We start from the raw sequence: 25319 nt of genomic DNA, 5'->3' as shown, positions 1-25319 counted from the left end.
TTTTTCGCTACTGATTCATTTCAAGCATTTAGTATAGCCGAGTCACAATCATTTTGCATCGGTTTTAAGACTGAGAAGGGATTGATCGTTCAGTCAAAGCGTGAGCACCATATAATCGAACCGCCCCCCGGAGATGTCAATCTCTTTCTCTTTCTTGAAGCCGAGACGCTCATATAGCCGCCCGGCTGCCGGGTTCGTCTGGTCGACGTTGAGCGTAACTTGCGGGATACCTGTCTCACGCGCGTGATGGATTGCTTGTTGAATCAGTTTCGTTCCAATCCCACGTCCACCGAACGACGCGTCGACGGCGACCGAATCGATGTAGAGCACATCGCCTGACGTTTCGACATCAAGGTCGTCCGGCTGCCCTTGTGCGTTGAGCCACGTTTTAATCGGTTCATCCAACTGCGCGGCCCGTTCGCCGTGATACGCAATCAAAATCCCCGCCACCGTCGCCTCGGTCTCTGCCACCCAAACGTTTTCGTAACTCAAGCGGTTTCCCGGTTGACCAACCCACATCGAGAGTCGCTCGAGCACTTGTTGTTGATTTGACGTACCGGTCAACGAGTACGCAATTTCGTGAATCGCCGCGTAAACGAGCGGCGCGATTTGTGTACTGTCATCCGGTGTCGCTTTTCGAATATTCATCTTGATCGCCTCCATCCAACAGTCTAGCATAAAGTGCCATTCAAGGGGTTTGTGTGACCAGAAAGTGTGGGATGATACAAACAGAAGGGAGGAATGAATAATGAAAGCAATTTTGACAGGCATGAACGGGACGGTCGCTCCTGTCGTCGCCGAGACACTCCAACAACACGGCATCGAGCCGGTCGCCTGGGATCGAACGAAAGTGTCCACCTCAGACGAGGCAGAAATGCGGGTCTTTATCGAATCGGTCCAACCAACTTATTTTCTTCACATCGGCATGGGCGCCGTCGAATGGGCCGATACACTCGCACGTCTGTGCGGGGAGTACAACATCCCGTTCCTCTTCACGAGTACCGTCTCCGTTTTCTCCGACAACGTGACCGGACCAATTACTCCGGACACACCGCCCGATGCAACGGATGAATATGGCGCCTATAAACGGGCGTGTGAAGAAACGATTGCCCGGACCAACCCAGGTGCCCAAATCGTCCGTCTCGGTTGGCAAATCGGAGACGGAGCGGGTTCGAACAATATGATGGATTATTTCGAGAGCGAGATGAAACAAAAAGGTGTAATCGTCGCTAGCGCGCACTGGTATCCGTCCTGCTCGTTTTTACAAGACACAGCAGACGCGTTGTTCGAGATTTTGACGAAACGAGGACCGGGACTGTATCAATTGAACGGCAATCCGAGTCATTCTTTCTATGACATCGCATTCGGTTTGAAAGAGTTACACGACACGTCATGGCAAATCGAACGAGCGGACGGACCGAAGCGGGACAATCGCATGGTCGATACGAACATCACGATTCAACCGATCACGAAACGGTTAGCATTACACACAAAATGAGTCGCCTCTCGGCGACTCATTTGCGCTCAATTTGTTTTAAGACGAGCCTACTTTTCGGCAAACTCGGTAAGTCCACAAAACTGTAGCTGAGATCTTGAGGTGGCACTTGATAGTCGTAACGTTTCAGGAACACGTCAATTGTTTCACGCATGATGGCGATGGTCACATGCTCCCCGGCGCAACGATGACCAAAATCCACATCCCCGCCACCTTGCGGGATGAACGTGAACGGACTCTCGGTCCAATCTTTAAATCGGTCCGGATTGAACTGTTCGGGTTCCGTCCACAGTGAGAGGTCGTGATTCGTTCCATACAAGTCGAGCAAGACGAGCGTCCCTTGTTCGAACTCAAAACCATCCCATTCGAAGTCCTGCTTGACGCGCGCAGCCGTCACCGGGAAGAACGGATAGAAGCGTCGAACTTCTTGGACGAACCATGTCGAATCCGTCTCGCCATAGGCTAACCGGGCACGAGCCTCCGGAAACTGATGCAGGGCCAGTACGGTGAACAAGACGTAAATCGACACGGCCACGGTCGGTCGTAATATATTGAGCACCTCGACGGCCACGACATCGGCCGGAAGTAGGTCACCCGCCTCATCCCGATGCCATGAAAATTCGTACAAGGCCGTCTGTTCGTTCGGTAGCAACCGGTTCGTCCGTACGTCCTCGACCATCTCTCGGACCCATGACTCGGCCGATGACCGGGCCGCTCGTCCCCGGATATGCTTCGGTCCGAGGGCGGTCCCCGATTCGAACAGCAACCGCAGCTCGTCCGTCCGTCGTGTCACTTCATGCTCACCGAGTGGGACCCCGGCCCATTCACAGACGGCCCGCATAAGAACTTCTTGCGCCGTATCGTAGAGCACCGTCTCGCCTTCGGCCGCATCGAGCGACCGTTCCCATTCACGGCTGACGAGTTTCGTCAGCCGCTCGATATTTCCAGGGAACATGAGCGACATGAACATCTTTTTTCGATGCGTATGCGCCGCACCGTCCAACGTCTGCACGCCATCTTCTCCGAACAATGTCTTCAGCAACCGCTTCGGTGCCGCATCTTGTCGAACGAATTTATCGGCGTCATAAAATAAGGCTGCCGCCTCGGCACCACCGAGACAGAGGACTCGCTCACCGAGCAAGCGGGTTTCGAATACGTTCGACTGAAAGCTCCTCCTACGGTTCGGGACGTACAAATAGCCCTCCCGCAGGAACGCCAGACTATGGTCTAGACCCTCTTCTTTCGGGATTGGTCGCGTCATCATGGATCATCCTTTCCAACTTTTCTATAGAGGATGTTCCCCTGTTCATCGCGAACAAACCTATTATAGAAAGGAGGCGGACGAATGCTCTCATTCATTTTGACGTTTCGGCGCATGTTTCGCGGGATTTGGCGCGGTTTGAAGGACGCTGAGTTTCAAGTGTTGTTTAGCCTCGCCCTCCTGACCATCGTCTCGGGGACGCTATTTTATTCGCGGTTCGAGGATATGCGTTGGCTCGACGCCTTATATTTCAGCGTCGTCACGCTCACGACAATCGGCTATGGAGATTTCGTTCCGACGACTGACTTAGGAAAAGTGTTCACGATTGGTTACGTCATTACCGGTGTCGGCATCATGGTCGGCTTCATCACGAAAGTGTTTGATCATCTTCAGCAAGCACGACTTGAAGAAATCCGCAAGCGAAAGACGCCACCGTCCCCTTGAGGATGGTGGCGTCTGCTGTTAAGATGCTTTTCTGTTTCGATTCTCGAGCTCGAGCTGCTGATTGAATCGTTTCGTCTCCGCAATGACGACACCCGACAAGAACAATAGCCCAATCAAGTTCGGGATCGCCATCAAGCCGTTGAACACATCTGAGAGCGCCCAGACCAAGTTCAAATTCGTCGTCATCGCGCCAAGACCGGCGACTAGGACGAAGGCGATCCGATACGGAAGAATCGATTTCTGACCGAATAAGTAGTGAATCGAACGTTCGCCATAATATGACCATCCGAGCACCGTCGAATAGGCAAACATCACAAGTCCGATCGTCACGATATAACCGCCGGCCGGTCCTAAGAACTGCTCGAACGTCGCCGTCGTCAACGCGACCCCTTCAAGCCCGGATCCGATTTGTCCCCCCATGACGAGCGTGATCCCTGTGACCGAACAGACGATGAGCGTATCGAGGAACACTTGCGTCATCGAGACGAGCGCCTGACGTCCCGGCATATCCGTCTTAGCGGCCGCAGCCGCGATCGGTGCCGATCCGAGACCTGCCTCGTTCGAGAAGACGCCACGTGCGACCCCGTAACGAATGGCGGCCCCGATAGCTCCTCCTCCAATCGCCTCAGGACTTAACGTGCTACTGAAGATGAGTGCGACCGCATCTGGAATAAGTGTATAGTTCATGATCATAATCAACAGCCCGCTACCGAGATAAAAGACGATCATCACCGGTACGAAATAACTGACGACGCGTCCAATCGATTTGACCCCGCCTAAGATGACGGCCCCTGTGAAGATCATGATCAAGATGCCGGATACGTAAAGTGGCACATCAAACGTCGTTTGGAGTGCCATCGCCACTGAATTCGTCTGAACCCCATTCCCGATCCCGAACGCCGCGAGTGAAGCGAACCCGGCGAAGGCGACGGCGAGCCACCGTTGTTTCAGGCCACGCTCCAAGTAATACATCGGCCCCCCGGCCATCTGCCCCCGTTCATCGGTGACTCGATATTTGACCGCGAGCACGGCTTCCGCGTACTTCGTCGCCATCCCAAAGAATCCGGACACCCACATCCAGACGATCGCGCCTGGACCACCGAGTACGACGGCCGTCGCGACCCCGACGATATTCCCCGTACCGACCGTGGCCGCAAGCGCCGTCATGAGCGCTTGGAAGTGACTGATATCCCCTTCCGATGACTTGTCTTGATTTTTAGAGAATGCGAGTTTCAATGCATAAGGCAACTTAGTGATTTGAATCCCCCCGAGACGTACCGTCAAGTAAATGCCTGTCCCCACAAGCAAAATCAATAACGGTGGTCCCCACACAAAGTTTGAAATCGTACCAATCAGTTCACTGAACGATTGACCCATGTTGTATTCCCCTTTCCCCTTATGTAATCGTGCATCTCTATTTTTTCAGAATACTTAGAAGATTGTCAAAAGTATTGTAATAAAACAAGACGGAGAAATGGTAGCTGTATCTAAAACAGCGAGCCGCCGATTAGACGTCTCGCTGAGATGGGGGTTTTTCACGTTGTAATGGTGCTTTCCAATCGAACTCGTCCGGCACGTAGTCAAGTCCACCTGAATGGAACGGTTGACACCGCATGAGCCGACGTGTCGTCAAATACCCACCTTTGACAGCACCGTGTTTCTCGATCGCTTCAATCCCATAATGTGAACAACTCGGATAAAACCGACAAGTCGGTGGTTTCAACGGAGAAATGAAGCGTTGATACCCTTGAATCCCCCGGACTAGCACTCGTTTCACTTTTATCGCCTCCTGATTGATTACTGTCATGATAGCTCGACCGGTTCGACTTGTCATCCGTGACGGTTGCGACAATCCAGTGACAAACTGGGGTCACGTTTTTCCTTTGTTTTACAATTTGAGCACAAGAGGCGCTATTTGACGTCTCATTTGTTATGATAAGCAACATATACATGACCGAATCTATCATGAAGAGGTGACGAGAATGAATATTTTAATGGTGGGTGCAGGATCGATGAGTGAGTCACTCGTACGCGGATGGCTTGCCTCAGGCCTGTCACCTGAACAAATCACGATGACGAACCGAAGTGACCGGACCCGTTTGACAGAGCTCCAGGCCGAGCTCGGTGTGCAAATCGTCGACGAAGAGGATGTCAACGCGTATGACATCGTCGTCCTCGCGATGCAACCGGACGGCGTCCTTCCTTACGTGCAATCTAAAACGTGGAACACACCGCTTCTCGTATCAGTCGCAGCTCATATCGAACCGAGCGAGATTGAAGAGATGTCAGGACTCCCTGCCGTCTGCGCGATGCCGAACACACCGGTCGCTTATCAAAGCGGGATGACTGGGCTCTGGTTTGGTCCCGAAACGGATGATGCGGTCCGTGAGACCGTGACCGCGCTGTTTGAACGTGTCGGTCGGACGGCCGTGACAGATGCGAAGACGATGTCGGCGTTCATGGCTGCCGCTGGATGCAGTCCTGCGTTCTTTTATGAGATCGTCGGGTCGATGACGCCCGTCTTGACAGAAGCTGGCTTTGACGAAACGACGGCTCGCCAAATCGTCGCCCAAGCGATGAAAGGGTCGGCCGAGCTGCTCCTTCACGAGACACGCCCGACGAACGACTTGATCGCAGACGTGGCCGCGCCGGACGGTCCGACTGATCGTGGTGTCGGCGTTCTCCGCTCGCGCGATTTAGCGGACGTCATGGCTTCAGCGCTTCGCGAAAGTGCGAAAGAGGAAGTCGAACAACCGAAGAACTAAAAAAATCCGAGACATGCATCGCGTGTCTCGGATTTTTTGATTAGACGATATGTAAGATGGAGACGATGACCGCGACCATCAAGATGCCCGGCAATAAGTTCGCGACGCGAATCCGCGTGATGCCGACCAAGTTCAACCCGATCGCGACAATCATGACACCACCAGTCGCTGTCATCTCCAAAATGAAATCATCCATGAGCGACTCGGGGATGAACTTCATAATTTGGATGGCGAGCAAAGCGATTGCCCCTTGATACAAGAGCACCGGGACGGCCGAGAACATGACCCCGATGCCGAGCGTCGAGCTGAGCACGAGTGCCGTGAAGCCATCAATCAATCCTTTCGTGTACAGCACGTCATGGTCCCCGCGCAATCCGCTGTCGAGCGCGCCGATGACGGCCATCGCCCCGATGACGAAGATGAGCGTCGCCGTGATGAACCCTTCGGCGATACTCGACTTACTCTTGCCCCCGAGCCGGCGTTCCAATTGATAGCCGACCTCGTTCAACTTCTCATCAAGTTTCCACCATTCACCGAGCGCCGCCCCGATGACGAGACTGCCGATCACGATTAAAAAGTTCTCACTCTTCATCCCCATTTGAATCCCAAGCAAGACGACCGCGAGACCGATGGCTGCAGTGACCGTCTCTTTCATTCGTTCGGGGATGCGGTGAAACAAGAGTCCAAGTAATGTGCCAATCACGATTAACGCCGCATTGACGATGGTTCCGGTTAAGACCATTCGATGATTCCCCGTTTCTGTATGTATTGAGAGGAATATACCAACTGTTTATATGAGCTGTCAATTGAAAGAAAAACAAAAAAAGCCACTTCTCGCAAGAAGTGGCGTCGCGGAAACCCACGTTCCTATGGGTTTCGCATCGGGTTTGGCACCCAAGTGATTCTGACTGGGCTCGAACCAGCGACCTCTACCCTGTCAAGGTAGCGCTCTCCCAGCTGAGCTACAGAATCAGGTCGTGTCCTCTCTTAAGGACACTATTAATATATCAAGAAACTAATGCCTTGGCAACTGTTTTTTAAAACTTTTTTTTACTTTTTTTCAACGCGTCATTTCTTCCCGTTTCATATGGCGGCACAACCGCTCTAAATCCCCGGCATAGACGGAGACGAGCATGCCTTGGTACTCGGTGTCGCGGTCCCAATGCAGTCCGTTCGCTTTCGCGACCCGCTGTGATGGGACGTTATCCGGATGGATCAAGGAGATAATCTCCTTCTCCCCTTCTTCGAACGCGTAACGCATGAGACGTGCCGCCGCCTCGCGTCCGTAGCCCATATGCCAATGCTTCGGCGCCAACCAATATCCGACTTCAAGTTCAATCGTGCCGTCGAGTTCATGGAGCAACGTGCCGGCATGGCCAATCGGTTCGTCATTTTCATGCGACATCAATTTGAGCAATCCGGTTTGACGACCCGTCTGATAGCGGGCCAACTGGCGCTCGAACCATTCGATCGTCTGTTCATCCGTATATGGCTTTCCGTCCGGGCTAATGAAACGCATCACGCGCGGATCTTGGAGTAGCGATTTCACGAAATAAAAATCAGCAATCGTGTAAGGTTCGAGTCGTAGACGCTCGGATTGCAGCTTGATCTGACTCATCGTCCCCGCCCCTTTCATTCACAGTCTGAATTATTCAATTCCCGTTTTTATTCGAAGCTAATCCTGATCACGCGACAACTTTCAACCCGATGACGCTGCCGATAATAAGCAATAGGAAGAAAATACGCCAACGGTCACGCGATTCGTTCAAATACAGCATACCGAGCACAACGCCACCGGCCGCTCCAATCCCGACCCAAATCGAATAAGCCAATCCGAGTGGGAGCGTCTCGAGCGAACGCGATAATAAATAAAAGCTTAAGGCAAACGTTCCGACCGACAAGATCGACCATTTAACAATCTGATAGCCTTTCGATTTCCCCATCCAAAAGACGGCCATCATCTCGGCAAGACCCGCACCAATCAAAAATACCCAACTCATGCCGACTCTCCTCCCGTCACTTGTTTCAATCCAATCACACCGATGAGGAGCGTCACAATAAAGACGAGCTTCATCCCGGTCAGTGCCTCATCGAACAAGACTGCACCGACGATGACCGTTCCGACGGCCCCGATTCCGGTGAATACCGCATAGCCGGTCCCTGCCGGCAAGACACGAAACGCCAGCGCCAGCAGTCCAAAGCTCACAATCAACAACACAATGGTAATCACGGTCGGTCCGAGCACTGTGAATCCGTTCGACAATTTCATCGTCGTCGCCCAAACGATTTCGAGCAGACCGGCGAGCACGAGCCAAATCCAAGCCATTTGCTCTCGTTTCATATCCAACCGACTCCTTTCTTGAAAATCTTGAAGGCGGCCTGTTGCCGTTTGACGCGATTCGTCTCAAGTGTGAAGAGCGAAAGGAGCGCCCCGTCTAAAAAACAATAATACGCGTCATACACATCCTCCAGCGATTGTTCCGGTAAGGCTCCCTGCTCCATTGCCAAGCGAAACTGTTCTTTCTCGAACGCTTGCAGATCTGTTTCGACCGAACCGAGCGTCGTCTCGATGAACGAACGCAGTTCCGGTGGCGGAACGAGCAACATCCGTTTCGTCAGCATCCACGTCTCTTCTTCTTCAAAGAAGCGAATCAGCGCCTCAATGATCGCCTCGATCTGCTCGAGCGGTGTCGCGTCTGTGGTCGCGTCCCGAGCCTCCTGCCAGACGTGTTCATAACGCTTCGCCATGTCTTCGACGACTTGTTTGAACAGTTGTTCTTTCCCTTCAATGTGGGCGTATAGCGACGCCTTTTTGATGCCGACATCCTCAGCAAGCGAGGCGAGCGACAAGCCTTCATATCCTTCAAGCGCAAACCGGCGCCGCGCCGCCAGTTCGATTCGCTGTTTCGTGTTCATCCATGATCGTCCCCTTTCTCTCCCATCACCTTACCTAACGAACGGTAGGTAGTCAAGTATGAGGATTGCATTGTCTAGTTCCACCCGGCAAAATGGAGACAGCTAATGGGAAAGGAGCGCTTTATATGCTTGAGCAATTCAGCTTTACGTTACCGACCGAGACGACACGCGGACGGAAACGGATCGTGCGCGTCTATCGTCCCGACTTTGTGTCGGCTGACGAGCGGATCCCGGTCCTCTATATGCACGACGGTCAAAACGTGTTCGACGGCAAGACCGCCACGATTGGGGAAGGTTGGTCGATTGACCGCCAGATCGAGGATCTGCAACTGCCGCTTATGGTCGTCGCCATCTCGAGCGCACCGGACTGGCTCGACCGATACGACGAATACTCGTTTTATGAGGATGAGATGCTGTATCGACGAATCGGGCCTGAACTCGCCAAGACCCGGCCCACCCTCGGGGGAAAAGGTCGAGCTTACGCCGACTGGATCATGCAGGAATTGAAGCCGTGGATTGACGAGCGCTATGCGACCGACCCGGAAGACGTCGGCGTGATGGGTAGCTCGATGGGTGGGGTCATCTCGCTCTATATGATGACCACCTATCCGTCCATCCGGCGCGTCGGCTCGCTCTCGACGGCCGTGTGGGCCAATCTCGACTCGCTCATTCAGGAAGTGAAGCAGGCTGATGTGACAGCGCGCCTCTATATGGACATCGGGACGAACGAGACGAGCGGACCGATCACGCCCGAAGATTACTTATATACGAATGCGAAACTTGTCGAGACGATCGCACGCAAAGGGATCACCTTTCGGTACGAGGTCGAGCCCGGCGCCGTCCATAATGAAGTCGCGTGGCGGCGACGGCTACCGAACGCCCTCGCTTTCCTCTATGAATTAACGTAAAAAAAGAGACGAACTCCGCGAAGGAATTCGTCTCTTGCTTGTTTAGATGACCCAGTTCCCGTCACGCATGATGGCTTCGCGTGAACCGTCTTCAAGTTCCCCGTCGATGTTCATCTCGGCCGAACCGATCATGAAGTCAACGTGTGTCATCGAGTCGTTCGCGCCGTTCTCAGCGAGTTCTTCGGCCGACATTTGCGGTCCACCTTCGAGACATGTCGAGTAGGCGCGTCCGAGCGCCAAGTGGCACGATGCGTTCTCGTCGAACAACGTGTTATAGAAAAGAAGGCCCGAGTTCGAGATTGGCGAATCGTCCGGCACGAGGGCGACTTCCCCGATGCGGCGCGCGCCTTCGTCGAGGTTCAACAATTCATCGAGCGCGGCTTGCCCTTGCTTCGCTTCCGCCTTCACGACTCTCCCACCTTCGAACCAAAGCGTGAACTCATCGATCAAGTTGCCGCTATAGCTGAGCGGTTTCGTGCTCGACACGTGTCCTTCGACCGAATCTTTATCGGCGAGCGTGAACACTTCTTCGGTCGGCATGTTGGCGATAAAGTCGACACCGTCGATGTTCGGACCACCGCCGCCGAGGAAGACGTGTTTCTTCGGCAAGCCAATTGTCAACTCCGTGCCCGGTGCCTTGTAATGGAGCTTCGCATATTTCTTGTTCGTGAGTAACGTCGCCCGCTCACGGAGCGATGCGTCATGCTCGTCCCATGCGGCGACGACATCCGATTGGTCCATGCGTGTTGCTTCGAAAATCGCTTTCCACAGGGCAGGCACTGCGTCTTCACGGTCTGGGAAGACTTTCTTCGCCCACGCCTCGGACGCACCGGCGACGATTGACCAGCTGACGTTATCGCTCATGACATATTTACGCCATTTCGCGAGCGCCACGCCGGCAGCACGGTTCGAGTCCGCGATGCGTGACGACTCGACGCCGTTCAAAGCGTCCGGGTCGTCGCTGACGATCGATAGGAACGCCGTCTTCTCTTCAGCCAGTTGCTCAAAGCGAGCCTTGAGCCATTCCGGGTATTCTTTGAAGGCATCCGCCGGAGCGTTGAAGTAACGGACTTTCGTCGTCTCTTCGTCACTCCAGTTGACATACACTTGTTTCGCGCCAGCCGTGTAAGCTGCTTTCACGATTTGACGGACGAGCGGTGCTTGGCTAATATCAGCTCGAACTTCGAGCTGTTGGCCCGGCTGAATGTTGACGCCTTTTTTGACGGCCAGTTCAGCATAGCGGGCAAATTCTGCCTCAGTCGGCATGGTTACGGTAGACATATGTACAGTTCCTCCTTTTTCACTTATTTCTATTTTCTTAAATTTTCGGAAAAGTTGCAACCAAATCGCAAAAACGGGCATATTAGTAGAGGAAGACAGAAGGAGGAATATACATGTCAGATTGGAAAACAACGTACACACACTTTTTAACGAGCGCGACCGAGGAGTATACCGACAATGAAAAATTGGGTGATCTGTTGGTCCAAGGCGAACTCGCTTTAGCTAAAGTGACGGTCGACGTCGCGTCAAACGAGATTAGCAATATCGAACGCGAAGAAGAACTCACGCTTTATTTTCAAATGAAACAATTGCTTAACATCTTGCGGGCCATCTATAACAACCAGTTTGAAATGCAACCGAATAAACAAGACGCTCTCGTGGCGGCTGTCTTATACTTTGTATCCCCGTTCGATGCGATTCCAGACGACGCACCGCTCGGCTTGTTCGACGATGCTCAAGTCATTGATTACGTACACGAGCAGCTCGCAAGTGATATCGACCGCTTCCACAACGAATTGTAATCGTTCAGCGCTTGAAATTCCGCCATCGTCGGAGTACGCTTGAATGAGCTTATTTTAAAGGGGGCGTATGGCGCCTAGCCATCATCTATGTACGCAAAATCAAGAAAACGGATCGCCGTCGAGACGACTTTGTTCATCATCGCCGGGACGATTCTACAATCAATCTTTGTAGGCTTATTGCTCAAACCAAACGAGATTGGGTCTGGGGGCATCGTCGGGATCACCTTGATCATCAACGAGCTGTTTGGCACACCGATCGGATTCACTCAACTCGTGTTGAATATCCCGCTCTTTATCGTCGGAATCAAATACCTTGGGAAACGGTTCATCCTGATGACCGGCCTCGTCGTCGTCTTGTCGTCCATCTTGATCGATACGTTGCCGGTCCTGATCCCACCGACCCCGCTCGACGATCCACTCGTCGCCTCGGTGTTCAGCGGAATCGTCTCCGGGCTCGGGCTCGCCTTGCTGTTGTTCGCGGGTGCCTCGACCGGCGGCCTTGATATTCTCGGAAAAGTGATTTACACGAACAATCGGAATTTATCGCTCCCTAAAATCTTTTTGACGCAAGACATCATCGTCTATGTCCTCGTGTTCATCACGTTCGACATTAAAGCGGTCATGTACGCGCTCGTGCTCAGTTTCGTCCGGTCGCGGACGCTGTTGACGATTCACCGGTTCTTCTCGGCACAAAAGCAGTGCTTCATCATCTGTAAAAAATCCGATGAGATCAACCTTGTCATCAAACAAAACTTGAAACGCGGTGTCACGATCATGGACGCGATCGGCGGTTATTCGAACGACTCGAAGAAGATGTTGTACGTCGTCGTGCAGAACAATGAGATTCCGAAACTGCGTCAAATCGTCTCCGACATCGATTCGGAAGCGTTCATCACGGTCTCGGAAATCGATTCGGTCGTCGGTAACTTTAAAGAACATTCGTATACGCTTTAATCGACAGCAACTTGCTGTCGATTTTTTTGTGTAACAAATCCAGAAACAATCCGATAATACTGATGAGCCTCTTAGACATATACAGAAGGAGGTGCATGAGTTGTCTAATCACTCGTTGCGCCAAACAGTCCCCGCTTTGCTCGTCGGGACCTTTTTTCTCGGCCTTTTATTGATCCTGTTCACCCCTTATGACTTGAGGGAGACGAGTCTATTCGTCTATTTTACGGTGGTCACGCTCATTGCGTCTGCCTTCAGCATCACCGCCGTCTTTCAAAATCGCGGAATGCGCCGCTACATCCATTTGTTGATCAGCGCCGGCAACATTTGTTTCATCGCCTATTTGGTCGGACATCACTTTGCCGTGTCGACCGGAATCGAGCTTATGCCGTTTATTCAAAACTTCTTTTATTTGATCATGTCATTGATTGTCATCACCCAGTCAATTGAAATTCGGACATTGAAACTACGAACGTTTGATATTTTCGCTTTGCTCAGTTTTCTGTTGATCGGTGCGTTGCATCTGTTCATTTATTCGAACCAGGACGGAAGCTATGCGGCTAACTTGAATGGGTTTGAAGAACAGATGGTGTTGATCAGCCTGTACATGATGCTCGGTTTTCTCTATTTGAATCGAATCACTTCGGCCGGTCAGAGCTTCCGCGTGCTCTTATTGATTGGCGTTCTCGGCTTTACGACCGCTTCGATCGTAAATCAATTGCTGATTTTCAATGGCATCGGCCATGAGTTGGTGCACTTGGTTCAAGTGAGCAGCATTTTCATCATTTCAATCAGTTACATGTTTGACGAATCGACCGAGGACGCCCTCGTCCATGACTCTGTGTTCGATTACGTCGTCTATAGCACAATCGTCATGTTGTTCATGCTCGCCTCCGACCGATTGCTCGGTACATCCTTGCTCGATTCGATGACGGCGAACGCCGTCTTGTTGCTGCTCATTCGTCAGTTCGTCGTCGCCAAGCAAAACGCCTTGATCAGCCACCGCTTACATACTGTCAATACCGACCTTGAGGTTGCCGTGACGACAAAAGCACATGAACTTGAAATTCGGGAGCAGCAATATCGATCATTGTTCGCTTATCATGCCGAACCGATTTTCTTGTTCGACCTTCACGGTGAAGTATTGTCCGTGAACGAGGCTGGGAGCTCGGTACTCGGCCACGACACAGAGACATTGATCGGTTCCAATGTATTAGATATCATCGAACAAAAAGACCGGTCCGCTTACGCGACCGTGTTGCATGAGTTGCAGAACGGACGTCCGCGCACGCTCGACGTCGATGTCGTCACCGAGGACGGGTCGAAACGGGTATGGCAGTTGATGAACATCCCGATGATCATCGACGGGGAGGTCGAAGGCATTTATGCGATCGTCAAAGACATCACTCAAATGATTGTCCAACAAGATCAAATTTACTATCAGGCGAACCACGACAGTCTGACAGGACTACACAACCGCTATGCGCTGCAAGAACAAATCGAACGGCTCATCGCAGAGGGCCGACCGTTCTCGCTCATGTTCTCCGACCTCGACGGATTCAAGGAAATCAATGACCAGTTCGGCCATCATATGGGAGACGAATTGCTACAACACATCGGCAAACGACTACGAGGTGCCTTATTGCCGAACGAGTACGCGGGACGTCTCGGCGGTGACGAGTTTATCGTCGTCGCTGAACATGAGGATGACGAGATGCTCGTCGAACGGTTGCGACGCTTCGTCTATCGTCCGCCTTACTTTATGGGCGGGACACTCGTTGAAATCCATGCGTCGATCGGGATTGTCCGCTATCCTGATCACGGGTCGACGCTCAAACACCTGCTCTCAAACGCAGACCTTGCGATGTATAAGGCGAAGGACAAAGGACGGAACGAGACCGTTCTGTTCGCACCTGAGCTACGTGCGGATAAAGAAGAGCGCAAGCTGTTGATGGAAGGTCTCGATACCGCCCTTGAAAAAGGTGAGATTTCACTCTATCTCCAACCTCAAGTCGACGCTTCGACAAAAGCCATCATCGGTGCCGAGGCATTGATGCGCTGGCAACGCGACGGAGATTTCATCCCGCCGAGTCAATTCATCCCAGTCGCCGAGGAGACGGGGCACATCCACGACCTGGGTCGCTGGATGATCCATGAGACGTTCCAATTGATGTACGCCTTCGAACAAGGAGACATCCATTTACCAAAATTGTCGGTCAACCTATCCGTCCGTCAATTGTTCGATGAACATTTAATCGAGTATTTGACGACCTTGTTTGAACGCTTCCCAATCGAGCCGAGCCGACTCAACTTCGAGTTGACCGAGACCGTCGCCGCCCACCATTCCGACCGGGTGTTGACACGGATTCTCGAACTCAAGGCGCTCGGCATCAAACTGTCGATTGATGACTTCGGGACCGGCTACAGCTCACTCGCCTATCTCGTCCGTTATCCGATTGATGAGTTGAAAATCCCACGCGAGTTCACGATGCAACTCGAAGAGAACCGAGAATATCAGACTGTCACCGCGACCATCGTCGCAATGGCCCGTCAACTCGGGATGGCGCTTGTCGCCGAAGGCGTCGAGACAGAGTACCAAGAGAACTTTTTGCGGAAAATCGGCTGTGACTCGATGCAAGGGTATCGCTATGCGAAACCGATGCCGCTCGATGAGTTTGTCATCTATTACATGAAACAGTCGATGTAACGAAAATACCTCGAACCGGGACCCGGTTCGAGGTATTTTGTCATTTCATTTCATAAATTTTGACTTCACCTGGTTTTAAATCGACCCACAGGTCCCAATTCTCATCGAACGAATGCTCGGCATACGGCCACGAAGTTGGCGAATAGACCATTTCAGCGAAACGACTCGCGTTCCAGTTACGGCGGCGCACCCCATCGAGCGGGACTTTGCCCTGCAAAGCATGATGCATGTTCGTGTTGGCGACGACAAGGAGCGTCTCGTTCGTGTCCGGACGCAACCAGGCCAGCCCGATGAACGGCGCATCCATCTGTTGCATCGCCAGTGGTTCGAAATGACTCGGATTGACGAGCACATCCAACCAACGACGGCGCACTTCGGCCACTTGATGCATGAGTTCAATCATCTCGTTCCGTTCCGGATGATCCCAGTGGAACTGGTACGCGTCGAAGAAAGCGAGTTTCCCAAAATAAGGGTCGGTCGGGAACAGTTGATACGCCTCTTCCGGTCGGCAGTCGAGCCCTGTGTTCATCGGTTGTGTCTCATACAGTTCGAGCCCGGAGTTCGTCATCGGTACACCGTTCGGCACGAACCCGTTCAACACGGTGAGCAAGCGACTCGCTCGGCGTCCACCGTCACGTGTCGCCACGCGGCGGGTGTCGGCCGTCTCTCCGGCGGCGAATACCGGCAATGGCAAGAAGCGTGAATCATAAATGAACTGGTGTGTCTCATGCGTATCAAAACGAGGTTCTTTATAAAACCCGTAGCCGATTATCATGTTGTACCCTGCTTCTTTCGCTGCCCATGCTCCGATTTCAATCAACTCTTCAGCGATGAAGCTGAAGTTGGCGTCGAGTGCGCGTGGCTGTTGAAGGATCCGTTGCGCCAAATCGACCGGCAAGGCGTGTCCCATGTCGATGCGGGCCCCATCAATCCCATATTCACGCTGATAGTGCGGAATGATATCGGCAAGCATCGCCCATAACGGTTCATTGATTTGATCGCCACGGAATTGATTCGACTTGATTGAATCGAACAGGATGTATGGCGCCAAGTTTGCCTCGCTGACGTAAGGTGCAGCCACTGTCGGGTGATCGAGGAACAGACGGAAATATGTGACGTCCGACCATGGCGGTTGCGGATCATTGATACAATCGGAAAACGCTGGAGCGGTCGTCAAGCCGAACTCACGCTCGATGACGGCGAGTAAGTTCTCTTCTGGGTGTTCGAGTAAGTATGTTTTCACCGTCTCCCACTTGTCCGCATCAACGAGGTTCGGCGCCATCGAGAAGCGACGTAAATGCGCCCACACGTCCTCCGACCCATAAATCATCGGCAAAAAGGCGTGCTCTGGCTTTACGTTTTCACCGATGCCTGGCACGTGCGGTGGATGGTAGTAGTCAAGTTCCGTCACCGGAATCCAATAAAACCATTCGGGATTTTCTAAAATGAGCCGGTTATCACGCGCGCACGTGCGCGGGATGACATCGATGACGACGCGAATCCCGACCATATGACACGCCTCAACGAACGCGGCGAATTCTTCCTCGACCGTTAACCCGTCTCCGGTCAACGTCTCTTTCAATTCTTCATCAATTCCAAAGAAATCTTGTACGGCATAAGGAGAACCGAATTCACCTTTTTTATTTTTATGACTATGTTGGGAGATTGGCAATAAGAACAATGTATCGATTCCCATGTACAACAGGTGCGGAATCAACGCGAGCGTTTTGACGAACGTGCCCGTATCCTTCATCCCAATCGAGTTTTCCATCTCGACATAACCTGAACCGTCATGATCCCATGACGTCGAAGTCCGGACTTGCATCGAATATACCGAGGCACGCTTGATCCAATCGCCTCCGGTTTGAAGGTATCCGTCCGCTTGGGCGACCGATTGATGATATTCCCGTCCATCGACCGCATGCGGAAGAATCGCTTTTTCAATCGTCTCGATTAAAAAATCGTAAGGATTGACCCGTTCGACACCATCTCGGACAGGCTCTGAAGGGAATTGCAGGCGGTTCCATAAGGTCGGGATTTCGTATTGCATGTTCGCTCGTTTCTCTTTCAAGACCTGGTGCAGCTTGTGTAACGATGAGTTCTCTGGCATGTGTATTCTCCTTATGAATAAAATCGTTCCTCGTTTCATTGTAAACGATAACAAGAAACGCATTACTATATATTTATACCTTTACCCGATATTTTCCTTTTCCAAAAAAATATTTTGCGACGAAATCGGTAAATATTGTAGGATTGTATAGAAGGAGGGATGACTGTGTCTCAACAAAAATGGTTAACCTTACTCGTCTCGTTATCCGTTTTATGTATTCTGGTCCTCACAAGCTTCACATTTCAACTTCGAGACACAATGAATCAAATCGAATCCATCCATAGCCAACGTCTTGATTCCCATGATGCAATCGAAGATATTATGTACTTTAATATCGAACGGGCAAACGCCATCCGTGGACTTCTCGCCTATGAAGACCGCCGCTTTTTAGAGTCGTATTATAGTATGTCCCAGCAGGCAGAAGAGTTGAAGACATCGATTGCGAACGACCCGCGCACACCGAGCTCGTTAATCGACCTGCTTCATCGTGACGGAATTTGGGAAAAAGGAGCCACCCAAGTACTTTTTCTTTATGAACAAGGGGATGTCAAAGGCGCAACCGAGCTCGCAGAAACATTGACTGATCAACGTCAAACCATCCTTGAGGATTTGCGTGCCTTAAAAAAAATGCAATATGAAGATATCCGTAAACAGCTCGTTGCGACCGAGAATCAAATTGATGTGTTGATTCAAGTTCTTACTTCGATTGCCGTGTTGTTTATTGCCATACTTTTCGTTTTAGCGTTCCTCATCTTTAAAACACGAAAAAAAGACCGTCCCCAATGAGACGGTCCTTCGACCTCACCATTCAAGGTGAGGTCGTTTTATTTGGAATGAATGAGGCGTGCGGCGTTCCCAATCGCCAGCAATGCAACCCCGACGTCTGCAAACACGGCTTCCCACATCGAAGCGAATCCGAAGAGACCGAGCAAGAGGAAGAGTGCCTTCATCCCGAACGCGAACGTGATGTTTTGCCAAACGATCCGTCGCGTGCGCTTACTTAGTTCAATCGCTGCCACGACGTCTCGCGGAGCGTCGTTCATCAGCACGAGATCGGCTGCCGTGACGGCGGCATCACTCCCGACACCACCCATCACGAGTCCGACATCGGCCCGTGCGAGCGCTGCCGCATCGTTCAGCCCGTCCCCGACAAAGGCGACCTTGCCTGTTGCGGCCAATCTTTCGACTTCTGCGACTTTTTGATGCGGAAGTAATTCACTCTTCACTGCATCAATCCCAATCGCTGAACCGACGGCCACCGCGACTTCTTGCCGGTCCCCGGTCAACATGACCGTCTGACAACCATAGCGCTTCAAAGCTTGAATCGTTTCTTGCGCATCCGGCTTTACTTGGTCGCTCAACTCGACACGTCCGAGCCATCGGTCATTTTTAACGATATGGACGATTGTCCCCGATGTCTCCTCCGGAATCGGGTAGCCCAGTTTTTGGACGTAGCGGGCGCTGCCGACGTAAATGCGATCTTCACCATCTGTCGCCATCAACCCGTATCCCGGTTCTTCTTTAATCATCGAGAACGGTGAGACCGGATCCGTATGTTCGACAATCGCTTTCGCGAGCGGATGTGTCGAGGCCATCTCCACACGAGCGGCCAGCCGGAGCAATTCATCCGGCGTCAGTTCCCCGTTCGTCGCGACGTCCGTCACTTCAAAGCGGCCCGTCGTGAGCGTACCGGTCTTATCGAATACGACCGTATCGACTTCGGCGAGCACATCTAAATATTCGCCGCCTTTCACCAGGATGCCACGCCGTGAACCTGCTCCGATCCCACCGAAATAACCGAGTGGAATCGAGATCACTAAGGCGCATGGACAACTGATCACGAGGAAAATCAAGGCCCGGTATACCCACTCCTCGAGATTTCCAACAAACAGCGGCGGAACAAAAGCGACGACCGCTGCGAGCACGACGACGATCGGCGTGTATACTTTTGCCAATCGCGTGATCATCTGTTCCGTTTTCGCCTTATTCATGCTCGCTTGTTCAACGAGAGCAATCATTTTTTGCAGGCTCGATTCAGTCGCCGGGCGTTCGACTCGTACTTCGAGCCGCCCGTCAAGGTTGACCATTCCCGCAAGGACGTCTTCCTCGGGACCGATGGGGCGTGGTAACGACTCTCCTGTCAGCGAAGCCGTATCCAATGAGCTCGAGCCTCGCAGTACACGACCGTCCATCGGAATCTGTTCGCCTGCTCGAACGATGATGATGCTACCGACCGCGACCTCTTCAGGACGTCTTTCTATTTCCCGTTCATCTTCGAACACGCGCGCAATCGTCGGTTTCATGTTCAACAGCGATTGAATCGACCGTCGCGATGCGTGGACGGCCCGTGCCTGGAAGTATTCACCAAGCTGGTAGAACAGCATGACGGCGACCGCTTCCGGATACTCCGCAATCGCAATCGCACCAATGGTCGCGATTGTCATTAAAAATTTTTCGTCAAACCATTCCCGATGCCATACATTACGAATTGCCGCATAGACGACGTCATAGCCCGCGACCACGTAGGCGATTCCGTACACGACAATCGAATCGGTGTACAGACCGGCGAGTAGGAGGACGAACGCGACTCCAAACCGCCATAATAAGCGACTCGACATCGGTACTTCCGCCTCATCTTTAACAAAATGCGCACCCGGTTCAATTCGACCCATCGTTGCTTCGATGGCACGAAGCGTCTCCGTGTGATCCTTCGAATCATTCCATTCGATGATCATTCGACTTGTCGCAAAATCAATCTGACAAGCGGCGACACTGTCTACTCCCGTCACGCTTTTCTCGATTTTGGCGGCACAGTTCGTACACGTGATTCCTTCGACAGGCAATACATCCCGTTTCATATCCTTCGCCCCTTTACATTCAAACGTTCATTTGAATATATCGTAACGCTGTAAGCGAACAATTACAACCAAAAAAAGAGCCGACTGGAATTCCAGCTGGCTCTCGTCACGCATCGGGCTGCACATCAAGTTGTTCGGCACTGTGAGCCATCGCAATTTCGACGAGTAGCCGGACATGGTCATCATCGAGTGAATAGTAGACGACTTTGCCATCTTTTCGATATTTGACAAGCCCTTGCTCGAGCAACGTCCGTAAATGATGCGACGCTGTAGCGTTTGAATGTCCAATCACGGCGGCCACATCGCAGACACATAGTTCCTGTTCTAGCGTCAGGACGTACAATACTTTGAGCCGGGTCGGATCGGCGAACGCCTTGAATAAGCGACTGACCCGCGTCGCATCAAGATCGGTCAACGCTTGTTGTAATACCGTCACATCCTCGTTCTGAATGGCAATCGTTTCACACTGGGGTGCTTTCATTCATCTCACCTCATTTTCTGTACTCTCATTTTAACAAATTCATCCCGATAAATCTGTTATATATTATCATTGACTTATAAACCACTGTTATAATACAATTAAAACAACCTTAACAGTCACGTTACTTAAATAAAGGAGGCAGTTTTTATGAATGAGTGGGCGAGCCGACTTGAGTCTTCGGTCGAATTTTATCGGAAGTTACCGGACAAGACGTGTCAAGAATGCGGAAAACATATGGATGAGCAGTGCGAGTCATATGAGAGCACATGCGCATCTTGTGCTGAAAAACTGCAACTTAGCGAATAAAACAATCCCTCGGAAACGTGTTCCGAGGGATTTGTCATGGCAGATGATAACCGAGATAGGCCGCGATCAGCCCGAGGATATACGTTGCGAGCAGATAGGTGCCGAAACGAACCCAATCTTTGGCGACGAACCGCATCACTTCGAGCTTGAACGTCGAGAACGTCGTGAACGACCCGAGAAAACCGACACCGAGACCGAGCATGAGCGTCGGGTGAACACTCACTCCATATAAATACCCAAGGCCGAACGAACCGGTCACATTGACGATGAGCGTCGCCCAAGGAAACGCCGATGTCGTCCTTGTTTTGACGAACTGACCGATCCCAAATCGCGCCATCGCGCCGAAGAAAGCGCCAATCATGATGACGAGAAGCGTCATCGTGTTCCCTCCTCTCGCGCCAAAAATCGATTGAACCGTCGCCGACCAAGCCGAAATCCGAGCCATGAACTGAACAGCCCGAGGCCGAGACTGAGCGTCACATAAAGCAGGGCTGAGCCGAGCGCACCGGCCTCTAGCAGTTGAATCGTCTCCACACTGAACGTTGAAAACGTCGTGAATGAACCGATGAACCCGGTCCCGAGTGCGGTGACGGCCGTCGGTGACAATCTTCCGGATCGGAATAAGAAATGCGTCAGCCATCCGAGAATAAAACTGCCTATCACGTTGATGACGAGGGTCCCGAGCGGAAACACCCCGATCCAATACGACCCAATCGCCATCCCGAGCCCGTAACGCGTGAGGGCACCGAGAGCACCGGCCAACCCGACGTATACATAGAGCATGGCCTCGCCTCCCTTCAAAAAAACACCTGTCGCGAACAGATCGCAAGACAGGTGTTTTAATTCTGCATTCATTATACCAAGCGATGCGCGATCACGAAATAGCTGCTGGTGCGAACACGGCCGAAATCGCCTCGAACGCCTCGTCGAGCTCTTCTTTCGTGATGACGAGCGGTGGCGCCAAACGAATCACTGTCTCGTGCGTCTCTTTACAGAGCAGACCGCGTTCTTTGAGCGCCTCACAGTAAGGACGCGCCGCTTCCGTCAATTCGATCCCGATGAACAAGCCACGCCCACGGACATCGTGGATGAGTGGATTGTCGATTGATTTCAACCGATCCATGAAGTACGTCCCGAGCTCAAGTGAACGCTCTGGTAATTGTTCTTCTTCAAGCACTTCGAGCGACGCGATTGAGACGGCTGCCGCGAGCGGGTTCCCACCGAACGTCGATCCGTGTGACCCTGGATTGAACACACTTAATACGTTCTCATTGGCCGCGACACATGATACCGGGAAAACGCCCCCCCCGAGCGCTTTTCCGAGAATATACATATCCGGCTCCACTTCTTCCCATTCGATGGCGAACCATTTGCCTGAGCGTCCGAGCCCTGATTGAATCTCGTCGGCCACGAACAAGACGTTATGCTGCTGACACAGTTCACTGGCGCGTTTCAAATAACCAGCCGGTGGGATGATGATGCCTGCTTCGCCTTGAATCGGCTCAACGATGAACGCTGCCGTATTTTCCGTGATCGCCGCTTCGAAGGCATCGATATCACCGTACGGGACGACTTTGAAGCCTGGCAATAACGGCCCGAATCCACGTTGATATTCCGCTTCAGTCGACATCGATACCGCCGCCATCGTCCGACCGTGGAAGTTGCCCGAACAGACGATGATTTCTGCTTGTCCCGGGATTTGTTTCACTTCATACGCCCAACGACGTGATGCTTTGACCGCCGTTTCCACCGCTTCCGCGCCCGTGTTCATCGGTAGTACCATCTCTTTGTTTGTAAGCGCTGCCACTTTTTTATAGAAGCGACCGAGCTGATCGTTATAAAATGCACGTGACGTCAACGTGATTTTATCTGCCTGATCTTTTAATGCTTGAATGATTTTCGGATGGCAGTGCCCTTGGTTGACAGCTGAATATGCGCTCAACATATCCATGTAGCGGTTCCCCTCCGGGTCCGTCACCCAGATCCCCTTCGCTTCCGAGATGACGATCGGAAGTGGATGATAGTTGTGCGCCCCGAACTTCTCTGTTAATTCAATCACTTCTTGTGTCTTTGACATTTGATTTCCCCCTTATCAAAAAAAACTATCTTACTCCTTCAGTATATGATGACCGTCTTTCTTTTGACAACGACCAACTTGCCCATTCCTCGAGTTGGGAAAATAAGGTACACTAAACGTAGAGTATGACTCATTTGACGTAGATTGGGGGAAAGGTTGTGGCTTCATTGCGTGATTTGCCGATTGACGAGTTCATCGATGCTTTATCTGTCCCATGCTGTTATATCAATCTCGATGGCAACGTCCTTCTTTGGAACGAACATGCTGAATCGCTCTTCGGATGGAGACGCGGCGATGTCCTTCACCGCCCGCTCCCGGTCGTCGAGCACTTAGAATATACGCTCGAGACGTGGTCTCCACTGCTCCTTCAATATCCGTTCTCGACGACGGCAATGACGCCGTTCAAACATAAGGACGGATCGATCGTCTATGCGACCGCCTATTTACAAACCTTCTCCATCAATGACTTCACCGGCTATTTTCTAGCCTTTTTACCGAAAGGGTTTAGTCCCCTCCTAAGCACGGAACAGTTCAACTTGCTCCATCACTTTCAAGCGATGATTGAGCAGTCGACTTATTATTTGGCTACGAACGCACACGGGGAAATCACCGAGATCAACCCGTTGTTATGTGGATTCATCGGAGCAACTGATCATCAATTTATCGGTCGTAATTGGTTCGAGCTCATCCATCCCTCATTCGAGAACGACCCGATTTGCGAGGACGTGCTTCAAGCGCTTACGACCAATCGCATTTGGAACGGCGAGATGCCAATCCGTTCCGAGCGACATGTGACGAACACGTGCTGGCTCAATTTGACGATCATTCCGATTTTGAACGAAGATGGCGACGTCTTGCAATATACCGCCTTCGGGTTTGACGTCTCAGATAAAAAGCGACTCGAGCAAGATGTCAAGTACCTCGCCTATCATAACGATTTGACCGGTCTATTGAATAAAAAGGGATGGCTTCGTCAATATGCCCATATCCTGCAGGATATCGATCAAGGGGACGGCTTGATTCATGTCGCTTTGTTCGACATTGATCGTTTCAAAATCATCAACGAATCGTTCGGCTCTCGCGTCGGCAACGAACTGCTCATCCAAATCAAGGAACGGGCCACTCAGTTCATACCGGAGACGAGCGTCATGTTCCATCCATCGGGTGGTTTGTTCGGACTGCTGTTCTTTGAAGAGTCGAAAGAAGAAGTGTTCCAGTTGTTGCGTCAACTACAACATGAACTGCAACGCCCGTTCCGGATTTATCATCATTCGATCATGGTGTCGATTTCAATCGGTTGCGTCTTCTATCCATCGGCTACGTCTTCATTAGAAGAACTATATACGCGAGCCGAGAGCGCTTTGTTCAAAGGAAAACGGATTGGCGTCGGGACGATTCAGTTCGTCACGAAAGACATGGACGATGCATTCTCTAGGCAAATCCATATCGAAAAGGCGCTCTATCAAGCGCTCGAGGAAAAACATTTTTATTTGGAGTATCAACCAAAGTTCGAGTTGAAGACCGATACGCTCATCGGGTTCGAAGCGCTTCTTCGTTGGCATCACGATGAACTCGGTCAAATCCCGCCATCGGAGTTCATTCCGCTCGCCGAGGAAATGGCGCTCATTGTCCCAATTAACAACTGGGTCATCCTGGAGGCAGCCAAACAGTTGAAAGCGTGGCAACGTCTCGTCGATTATCCGTTGTCGATGGCCGTCAACATCTCACCGAATCAATTCCGGAGTGATAGTTTCATCAACACGCTTCGAAACATTAAACAACAACTCAATTTAAACCCGTCCGATATCATTCTCGAGATCACGGAAAGTCTCGTCATGCAACAGACGGATGAAATCATTGCGCGGATGAATCAAATCAAGCGCCTCGACTATCGCTTATCGATTGATGACTTCGGGACTGGCTTCTCTTCACTTCAATACTTGAAGTCGTTCCCGGTGGACGAACTAAAAATCGATAAAGTCTTTTTAGACGACTGGCTAGCATCGAAGTCACACTTGCTCGACGTCATCGTCCATCTTGGGAAGAGCCTACACTTGCACGTCGTGGCCGAAGGGGTCGAAGACCAGGAGATGCTCGATCACTTGAGACAAACCGCCTGCGATTCGTTCCAAGGTTTCTTGTACGCCAAACCGATGCCTCCAATCGAAGTATTTCGTTTGTTAACGGGCGAACGACCATAACAAAAACCATCGGATGTCTCACGACATCCGATGGTTT

26 protein-coding genes and 1 tRNA gene are annotated in these 25319 nt (G+C 51.7%); 10 read left to right on the top strand and 17 right to left on the bottom strand.

Features of this window, described 5'->3' with window-relative positions; genetic code table 11:
• Nucleotides 1–93 precede the first annotated feature (93 nt).
• The gene (locus EVJ34_RS12840; protein WP_131485866.1) at nucleotides 94–648 is read right to left on the bottom strand and encodes a GNAT family N-acetyltransferase; all 555 of its coding nucleotides are present in this window, start codon (nucleotides 646–648) and stop codon (nucleotides 94–96) included.
• A 100-nt stretch (nucleotides 649–748) separates the two neighbouring features.
• Here EVJ34_RS12840 and EVJ34_RS12835 point away from each other — a divergent pair, with 100 nt between their 5' ends.
• Nucleotides 749–1498, top strand: coding sequence for a sugar nucleotide-binding protein (locus tag EVJ34_RS12835; RefSeq protein ID WP_131485865.1), 750 nt, complete (start codon nucleotides 749–751; stop codon nucleotides 1496–1498).
• 16 nt (nucleotides 1499–1514) lie between these two features.
• Here the strand turns inward: EVJ34_RS12835 and EVJ34_RS12830 are convergent, their stop codons facing one another.
• On the bottom strand, nucleotides 1515–2756 hold the full coding sequence (locus EVJ34_RS12830; RefSeq protein WP_131485864.1) for a cytochrome P450: 1242 nt from the start codon (nucleotides 2754–2756) through the stop codon (nucleotides 1515–1517).
• Between the two features lie 84 nt (nucleotides 2757–2840).
• Between EVJ34_RS12830 and EVJ34_RS12825 the strand changes: the two genes are divergently transcribed.
• A complete protein-coding gene (locus EVJ34_RS12825; protein ID WP_131437209.1) occupies nucleotides 2841–3200 on the top strand; it encodes a potassium channel family protein in 360 nt (119 codons plus the stop codon).
• A gap of 18 nt (nucleotides 3201–3218) precedes the next feature.
• On the opposite strand, the gene EVJ34_RS12820 is transcribed toward EVJ34_RS12825, so the two are convergent.
• Together EVJ34_RS12820 and yidD are read right to left on the bottom strand one after the other, a co-directional pair.
• The gene (locus EVJ34_RS12820; RefSeq protein WP_131485863.1) at nucleotides 3219–4577 is read right to left on the bottom strand and encodes an alanine/glycine:cation symporter family protein; all 1359 of its coding nucleotides are present in this window, start codon (nucleotides 4575–4577) and stop codon (nucleotides 3219–3221) included.
• 130 nt (nucleotides 4578–4707) lie between these two features.
• Entirely contained in the window at nucleotides 4708–5007 is a 300-nt protein-coding gene (gene yidD, locus EVJ34_RS12815; protein WP_131485862.1) for a membrane protein insertion efficiency factor YidD, read from the bottom strand.
• 175 nt (nucleotides 5008–5182) lie between these two features.
• Between yidD and EVJ34_RS12810 the strand changes: the two genes are divergently transcribed.
• Nucleotides 5183–5965, top strand: a complete 783-nt coding sequence (locus tag EVJ34_RS12810; protein ID WP_131485861.1) for a pyrroline-5-carboxylate reductase family protein — start codon at nucleotides 5183–5185, stop codon at nucleotides 5963–5965.
• Nucleotides 5966–6005: 40 nt separating this feature from the next.
• On the opposite strand, the gene EVJ34_RS12805 is transcribed toward EVJ34_RS12810, so the two are convergent.
• From EVJ34_RS12805 to EVJ34_RS12780, 6 genes are all read right to left on the bottom strand, one after another.
• Nucleotides 6006–6707, bottom strand: coding sequence for a DUF554 domain-containing protein (locus tag EVJ34_RS12805; protein WP_131485860.1), 702 nt, complete (start codon nucleotides 6705–6707; stop codon nucleotides 6006–6008).
• A 157-nt stretch (nucleotides 6708–6864) separates the two neighbouring features.
• Nucleotides 6865–6937 (bottom strand) — tRNA-Val (locus EVJ34_RS12800).
• An 88-nt stretch (nucleotides 6938–7025) separates the two neighbouring features.
• Nucleotides 7026–7583, bottom strand: a complete 558-nt coding sequence (locus tag EVJ34_RS12795) for a GNAT family N-acetyltransferase (protein ID WP_131437219.1) — start codon at nucleotides 7581–7583, stop codon at nucleotides 7026–7028.
• A gap of 67 nt (nucleotides 7584–7650) precedes the next feature.
• Nucleotides 7651–7965, bottom strand: coding sequence for a DMT family transporter (locus EVJ34_RS12790; protein WP_021065258.1), 315 nt, complete (start codon nucleotides 7963–7965; stop codon nucleotides 7651–7653).
• Nucleotides 7962–8291 carry a DMT family transporter gene (locus tag EVJ34_RS12785; protein ID WP_131485934.1) on the bottom strand — a complete coding sequence of 110 codons (330 nt, stop codon included), beginning with the start codon at nucleotides 8289–8291 and terminating at the stop codon, nucleotides 7962–7964. The genes EVJ34_RS12790 and EVJ34_RS12785 overlap by 4 nt, the downstream gene beginning before the upstream one ends.
• An 11-nt stretch (nucleotides 8292–8302) precedes the next feature.
• Nucleotides 8303–8881, bottom strand: coding sequence for a TetR/AcrR family transcriptional regulator (locus EVJ34_RS12780; protein ID WP_131485859.1), 579 nt, complete (start codon nucleotides 8879–8881; stop codon nucleotides 8303–8305).
• Between the two features lie 125 nt (nucleotides 8882–9006).
• Between EVJ34_RS12780 and EVJ34_RS12775 the strand changes: the two genes are divergently transcribed.
• Nucleotides 9007–9789, top strand: a complete 783-nt coding sequence (locus EVJ34_RS12775) for an alpha/beta hydrolase (RefSeq protein ID WP_131485858.1) — start codon at nucleotides 9007–9009, stop codon at nucleotides 9787–9789.
• Between the two features lie 42 nt (nucleotides 9790–9831).
• On the opposite strand, the gene EVJ34_RS12770 is transcribed toward EVJ34_RS12775, so the two are convergent.
• Nucleotides 9832–11070, bottom strand: coding sequence for an aminopeptidase (locus tag EVJ34_RS12770; RefSeq protein WP_201739948.1), 1239 nt, complete (start codon nucleotides 11068–11070; stop codon nucleotides 9832–9834).
• 113 nt (nucleotides 11071–11183) lie between these two features.
• Here EVJ34_RS12770 and EVJ34_RS12765 point away from each other — a divergent pair, with 113 nt between their 5' ends.
• From EVJ34_RS12765 to EVJ34_RS12755, 3 genes are all read left to right on the top strand, one after another.
• A complete protein-coding gene (locus tag EVJ34_RS12765) occupies nucleotides 11184–11591 on the top strand; it encodes a YkvA family protein (protein WP_131485857.1) in 408 nt (135 codons plus the stop codon).
• Between the two features lie 87 nt (nucleotides 11592–11678).
• A complete protein-coding gene (locus EVJ34_RS12760; protein WP_131437229.1) occupies nucleotides 11679–12545 on the top strand; it encodes a YitT family protein in 867 nt (288 codons plus the stop codon).
• Nucleotides 12546–12645: 100 nt separating this feature from the next.
• A complete protein-coding gene (locus EVJ34_RS12755) occupies nucleotides 12646–15249 on the top strand; it encodes a putative bifunctional diguanylate cyclase/phosphodiesterase (protein WP_236636710.1) in 2604 nt (867 codons plus the stop codon).
• A gap of 40 nt (nucleotides 15250–15289) precedes the next feature.
• Here EVJ34_RS12755 and EVJ34_RS12750 read toward each other — a convergent pair whose 3' ends face one another.
• Complete coding sequence (locus EVJ34_RS12750; protein WP_131485856.1) at nucleotides 15290–17359, bottom strand: alpha-amylase family protein; 2070 nt, start codon at nucleotides 17357–17359, stop codon at nucleotides 15290–15292.
• Between the two features lie 159 nt (nucleotides 17360–17518).
• Between EVJ34_RS12750 and EVJ34_RS12745 the strand changes: the two genes are divergently transcribed.
• Complete coding sequence (locus tag EVJ34_RS12745; RefSeq protein ID WP_131485855.1) at nucleotides 17519–18145, top strand: hypothetical protein; 627 nt, start codon at nucleotides 17519–17521, stop codon at nucleotides 18143–18145.
• Between the two features lie 38 nt (nucleotides 18146–18183).
• On the opposite strand, the gene EVJ34_RS12740 is transcribed toward EVJ34_RS12745, so the two are convergent.
• Both EVJ34_RS12740 and EVJ34_RS12735 read right to left on the bottom strand, forming a co-directional pair.
• Nucleotides 18184–20217: a heavy metal translocating P-type ATPase gene (locus EVJ34_RS12740; protein WP_131485854.1), complete on the bottom strand. Its 2034-nt coding sequence runs from the start codon at nucleotides 20215–20217 to the stop codon at nucleotides 18184–18186.
• A 106-nt stretch (nucleotides 20218–20323) separates the two neighbouring features.
• Entirely contained in the window at nucleotides 20324–20698 is a 375-nt protein-coding gene (locus EVJ34_RS12735; protein ID WP_131437237.1) for an ArsR/SmtB family transcription factor, read from the bottom strand.
• Between the two features lie 147 nt (nucleotides 20699–20845).
• Between EVJ34_RS12735 and yhfH the strand changes: the two genes are divergently transcribed.
• Nucleotides 20846–21004 carry a protein YhfH gene (gene yhfH / locus EVJ34_RS12730; RefSeq protein ID WP_131437239.1) on the top strand — a complete coding sequence of 53 codons (159 nt, stop codon included), beginning with the start codon at nucleotides 20846–20848 and terminating at the stop codon, nucleotides 21002–21004.
• A 34-nt stretch (nucleotides 21005–21038) separates the two neighbouring features.
• Here yhfH and EVJ34_RS12725 read toward each other — a convergent pair whose 3' ends face one another.
• From EVJ34_RS12725 to EVJ34_RS12715, 3 genes are all read right to left on the bottom strand, one after another.
• Entirely contained in the window at nucleotides 21039–21383 is a 345-nt protein-coding gene (locus tag EVJ34_RS12725; RefSeq protein WP_131485853.1) for a fluoride efflux transporter FluC, read from the bottom strand.
• The gene (crcB, locus tag EVJ34_RS12720) at nucleotides 21380–21787 is read right to left on the bottom strand and encodes a fluoride efflux transporter CrcB (protein WP_131485852.1); all 408 of its coding nucleotides are present in this window, start codon (nucleotides 21785–21787) and stop codon (nucleotides 21380–21382) included. The genes EVJ34_RS12725 and crcB overlap by 4 nt, the downstream gene beginning before the upstream one ends.
• 91 nt (nucleotides 21788–21878) lie before the next feature.
• Nucleotides 21879–23081: an ornithine--oxo-acid transaminase gene (locus EVJ34_RS12715; RefSeq protein ID WP_131437245.1), complete on the bottom strand. Its 1203-nt coding sequence runs from the start codon at nucleotides 23079–23081 to the stop codon at nucleotides 21879–21881.
• Between the two features lie 158 nt (nucleotides 23082–23239).
• Here EVJ34_RS12715 and EVJ34_RS12710 point away from each other — a divergent pair, with 158 nt between their 5' ends.
• Nucleotides 23240–25282 (top strand): bifunctional diguanylate cyclase/phosphodiesterase, encoded by a 2043-nt coding sequence (locus tag EVJ34_RS12710; protein WP_131485851.1) that lies wholly within the window; start codon nucleotides 23240–23242, stop codon nucleotides 25280–25282.
• Nucleotides 25283–25319: the final 37 nt, after the last annotated feature.

The sequence above is a fragment of the Exiguobacterium sp. SL-9 genome (assembly GCF_004336985.1).
Classification (GTDB): domain Bacteria; phylum Bacillota; class Bacilli; order Exiguobacteriales; family Exiguobacteriaceae; genus Exiguobacterium.
This window is presented reverse-complemented; position numbering and strand designations above follow the sequence as displayed.

Bases quoted from the DNA above. Each gene is read 5' to 3' on its own strand.
- EVJ34_RS12740 (WP_131485854.1), bottom strand. From the start codon at position 20,217: ATGAAACGGGATGTATTGCCTGTCGAAGGAATCACGTGTACGAACTGT.
- EVJ34_RS12750 (WP_131485856.1), bottom strand. From the start codon at position 17,359: ATGCCAGAGAACTCATCGTTACACAAGCTGCACCAGGTCTTGAAAGAG.
- EVJ34_RS12835 (WP_131485865.1), top strand. From the start codon at position 749: ATGAAAGCAATTTTGACAGGCATGAACGGGACGGTCGCTCCTGTCGTC.
- EVJ34_RS12735 (WP_131437237.1), bottom strand. From the start codon at position 20,698: ATGAAAGCACCCCAGTGTGAAACGATTGCCATTCAGAACGAGGATGTG.
- EVJ34_RS12785 (WP_131485934.1), bottom strand. From the start codon at position 8,291: ATGGCTTGGATTTGGCTCGTGCTCGCCGGTCTGCTCGAAATCGTTTGG.
- crcB (WP_131485852.1), bottom strand. From the start codon at position 21,787: ATGCTCTATGTATACGTCGGGTTGGCCGGTGCTCTCGGTGCCCTCACG.
- EVJ34_RS12840 (WP_131485866.1), bottom strand. From the start codon at position 648: ATGAATATTCGAAAAGCGACACCGGATGACAGTACACAAATCGCGCCG.
- EVJ34_RS12745 (WP_131485855.1), top strand. From the start codon at position 17,519: ATGACTGTGTCTCAACAAAAATGGTTAACCTTACTCGTCTCGTTATCC.
- EVJ34_RS12765 (WP_131485857.1), top strand. From the start codon at position 11,184: ATGTCAGATTGGAAAACAACGTACACACACTTTTTAACGAGCGCGACC.
- EVJ34_RS12760 (WP_131437229.1), top strand. From the start codon at position 11,679: ATGTACGCAAAATCAAGAAAACGGATCGCCGTCGAGACGACTTTGTTC.
- EVJ34_RS12715 (WP_131437245.1), bottom strand. From the start codon at position 23,081: ATGTCAAAGACACAAGAAGTGATTGAATTAACAGAGAAGTTCGGGGCG.
- yidD (WP_131485862.1), bottom strand. From the start codon at position 5,007: ATGACAGTAATCAATCAGGAGGCGATAAAAGTGAAACGAGTGCTAGTC.
- EVJ34_RS12820 (WP_131485863.1), bottom strand. From the start codon at position 4,577: ATGGGTCAATCGTTCAGTGAACTGATTGGTACGATTTCAAACTTTGTG.
- EVJ34_RS12810 (WP_131485861.1), top strand. From the start codon at position 5,183: ATGAATATTTTAATGGTGGGTGCAGGATCGATGAGTGAGTCACTCGTA.
- EVJ34_RS12790 (WP_021065258.1), bottom strand. From the start codon at position 7,965: ATGAGTTGGGTATTTTTGATTGGTGCGGGTCTTGCCGAGATGATGGCC.
- EVJ34_RS12825 (WP_131437209.1), top strand. From the start codon at position 2,841: ATGCTCTCATTCATTTTGACGTTTCGGCGCATGTTTCGCGGGATTTGG.
- EVJ34_RS12775 (WP_131485858.1), top strand. From the start codon at position 9,007: ATGCTTGAGCAATTCAGCTTTACGTTACCGACCGAGACGACACGCGGA.
- EVJ34_RS12805 (WP_131485860.1), bottom strand. From the start codon at position 6,707: ATGGTCTTAACCGGAACCATCGTCAATGCGGCGTTAATCGTGATTGGC.
- EVJ34_RS12770 (WP_201739948.1), bottom strand. From the start codon at position 11,070: ATGTCTACCGTAACCATGCCGACTGAGGCAGAATTTGCCCGCTATGCT.
- EVJ34_RS12830 (WP_131485864.1), bottom strand. From the start codon at position 2,756: ATGACGCGACCAATCCCGAAAGAAGAGGGTCTAGACCATAGTCTGGCG.
- EVJ34_RS12725 (WP_131485853.1), bottom strand. From the start codon at position 21,383: ATGACGCTTCTCGTCATCATGATTGGCGCTTTCTTCGGCGCGATGGCG.
- EVJ34_RS12780 (WP_131485859.1), bottom strand. From the start codon at position 8,881: ATGAACACGAAACAGCGAATCGAACTGGCGGCGCGGCGCCGGTTTGCG.
- EVJ34_RS12795 (WP_131437219.1), bottom strand. From the start codon at position 7,583: ATGAGTCAGATCAAGCTGCAATCCGAGCGTCTACGACTCGAACCTTAC.
- yhfH (WP_131437239.1), top strand. From the start codon at position 20,846: ATGAATGAGTGGGCGAGCCGACTTGAGTCTTCGGTCGAATTTTATCGG.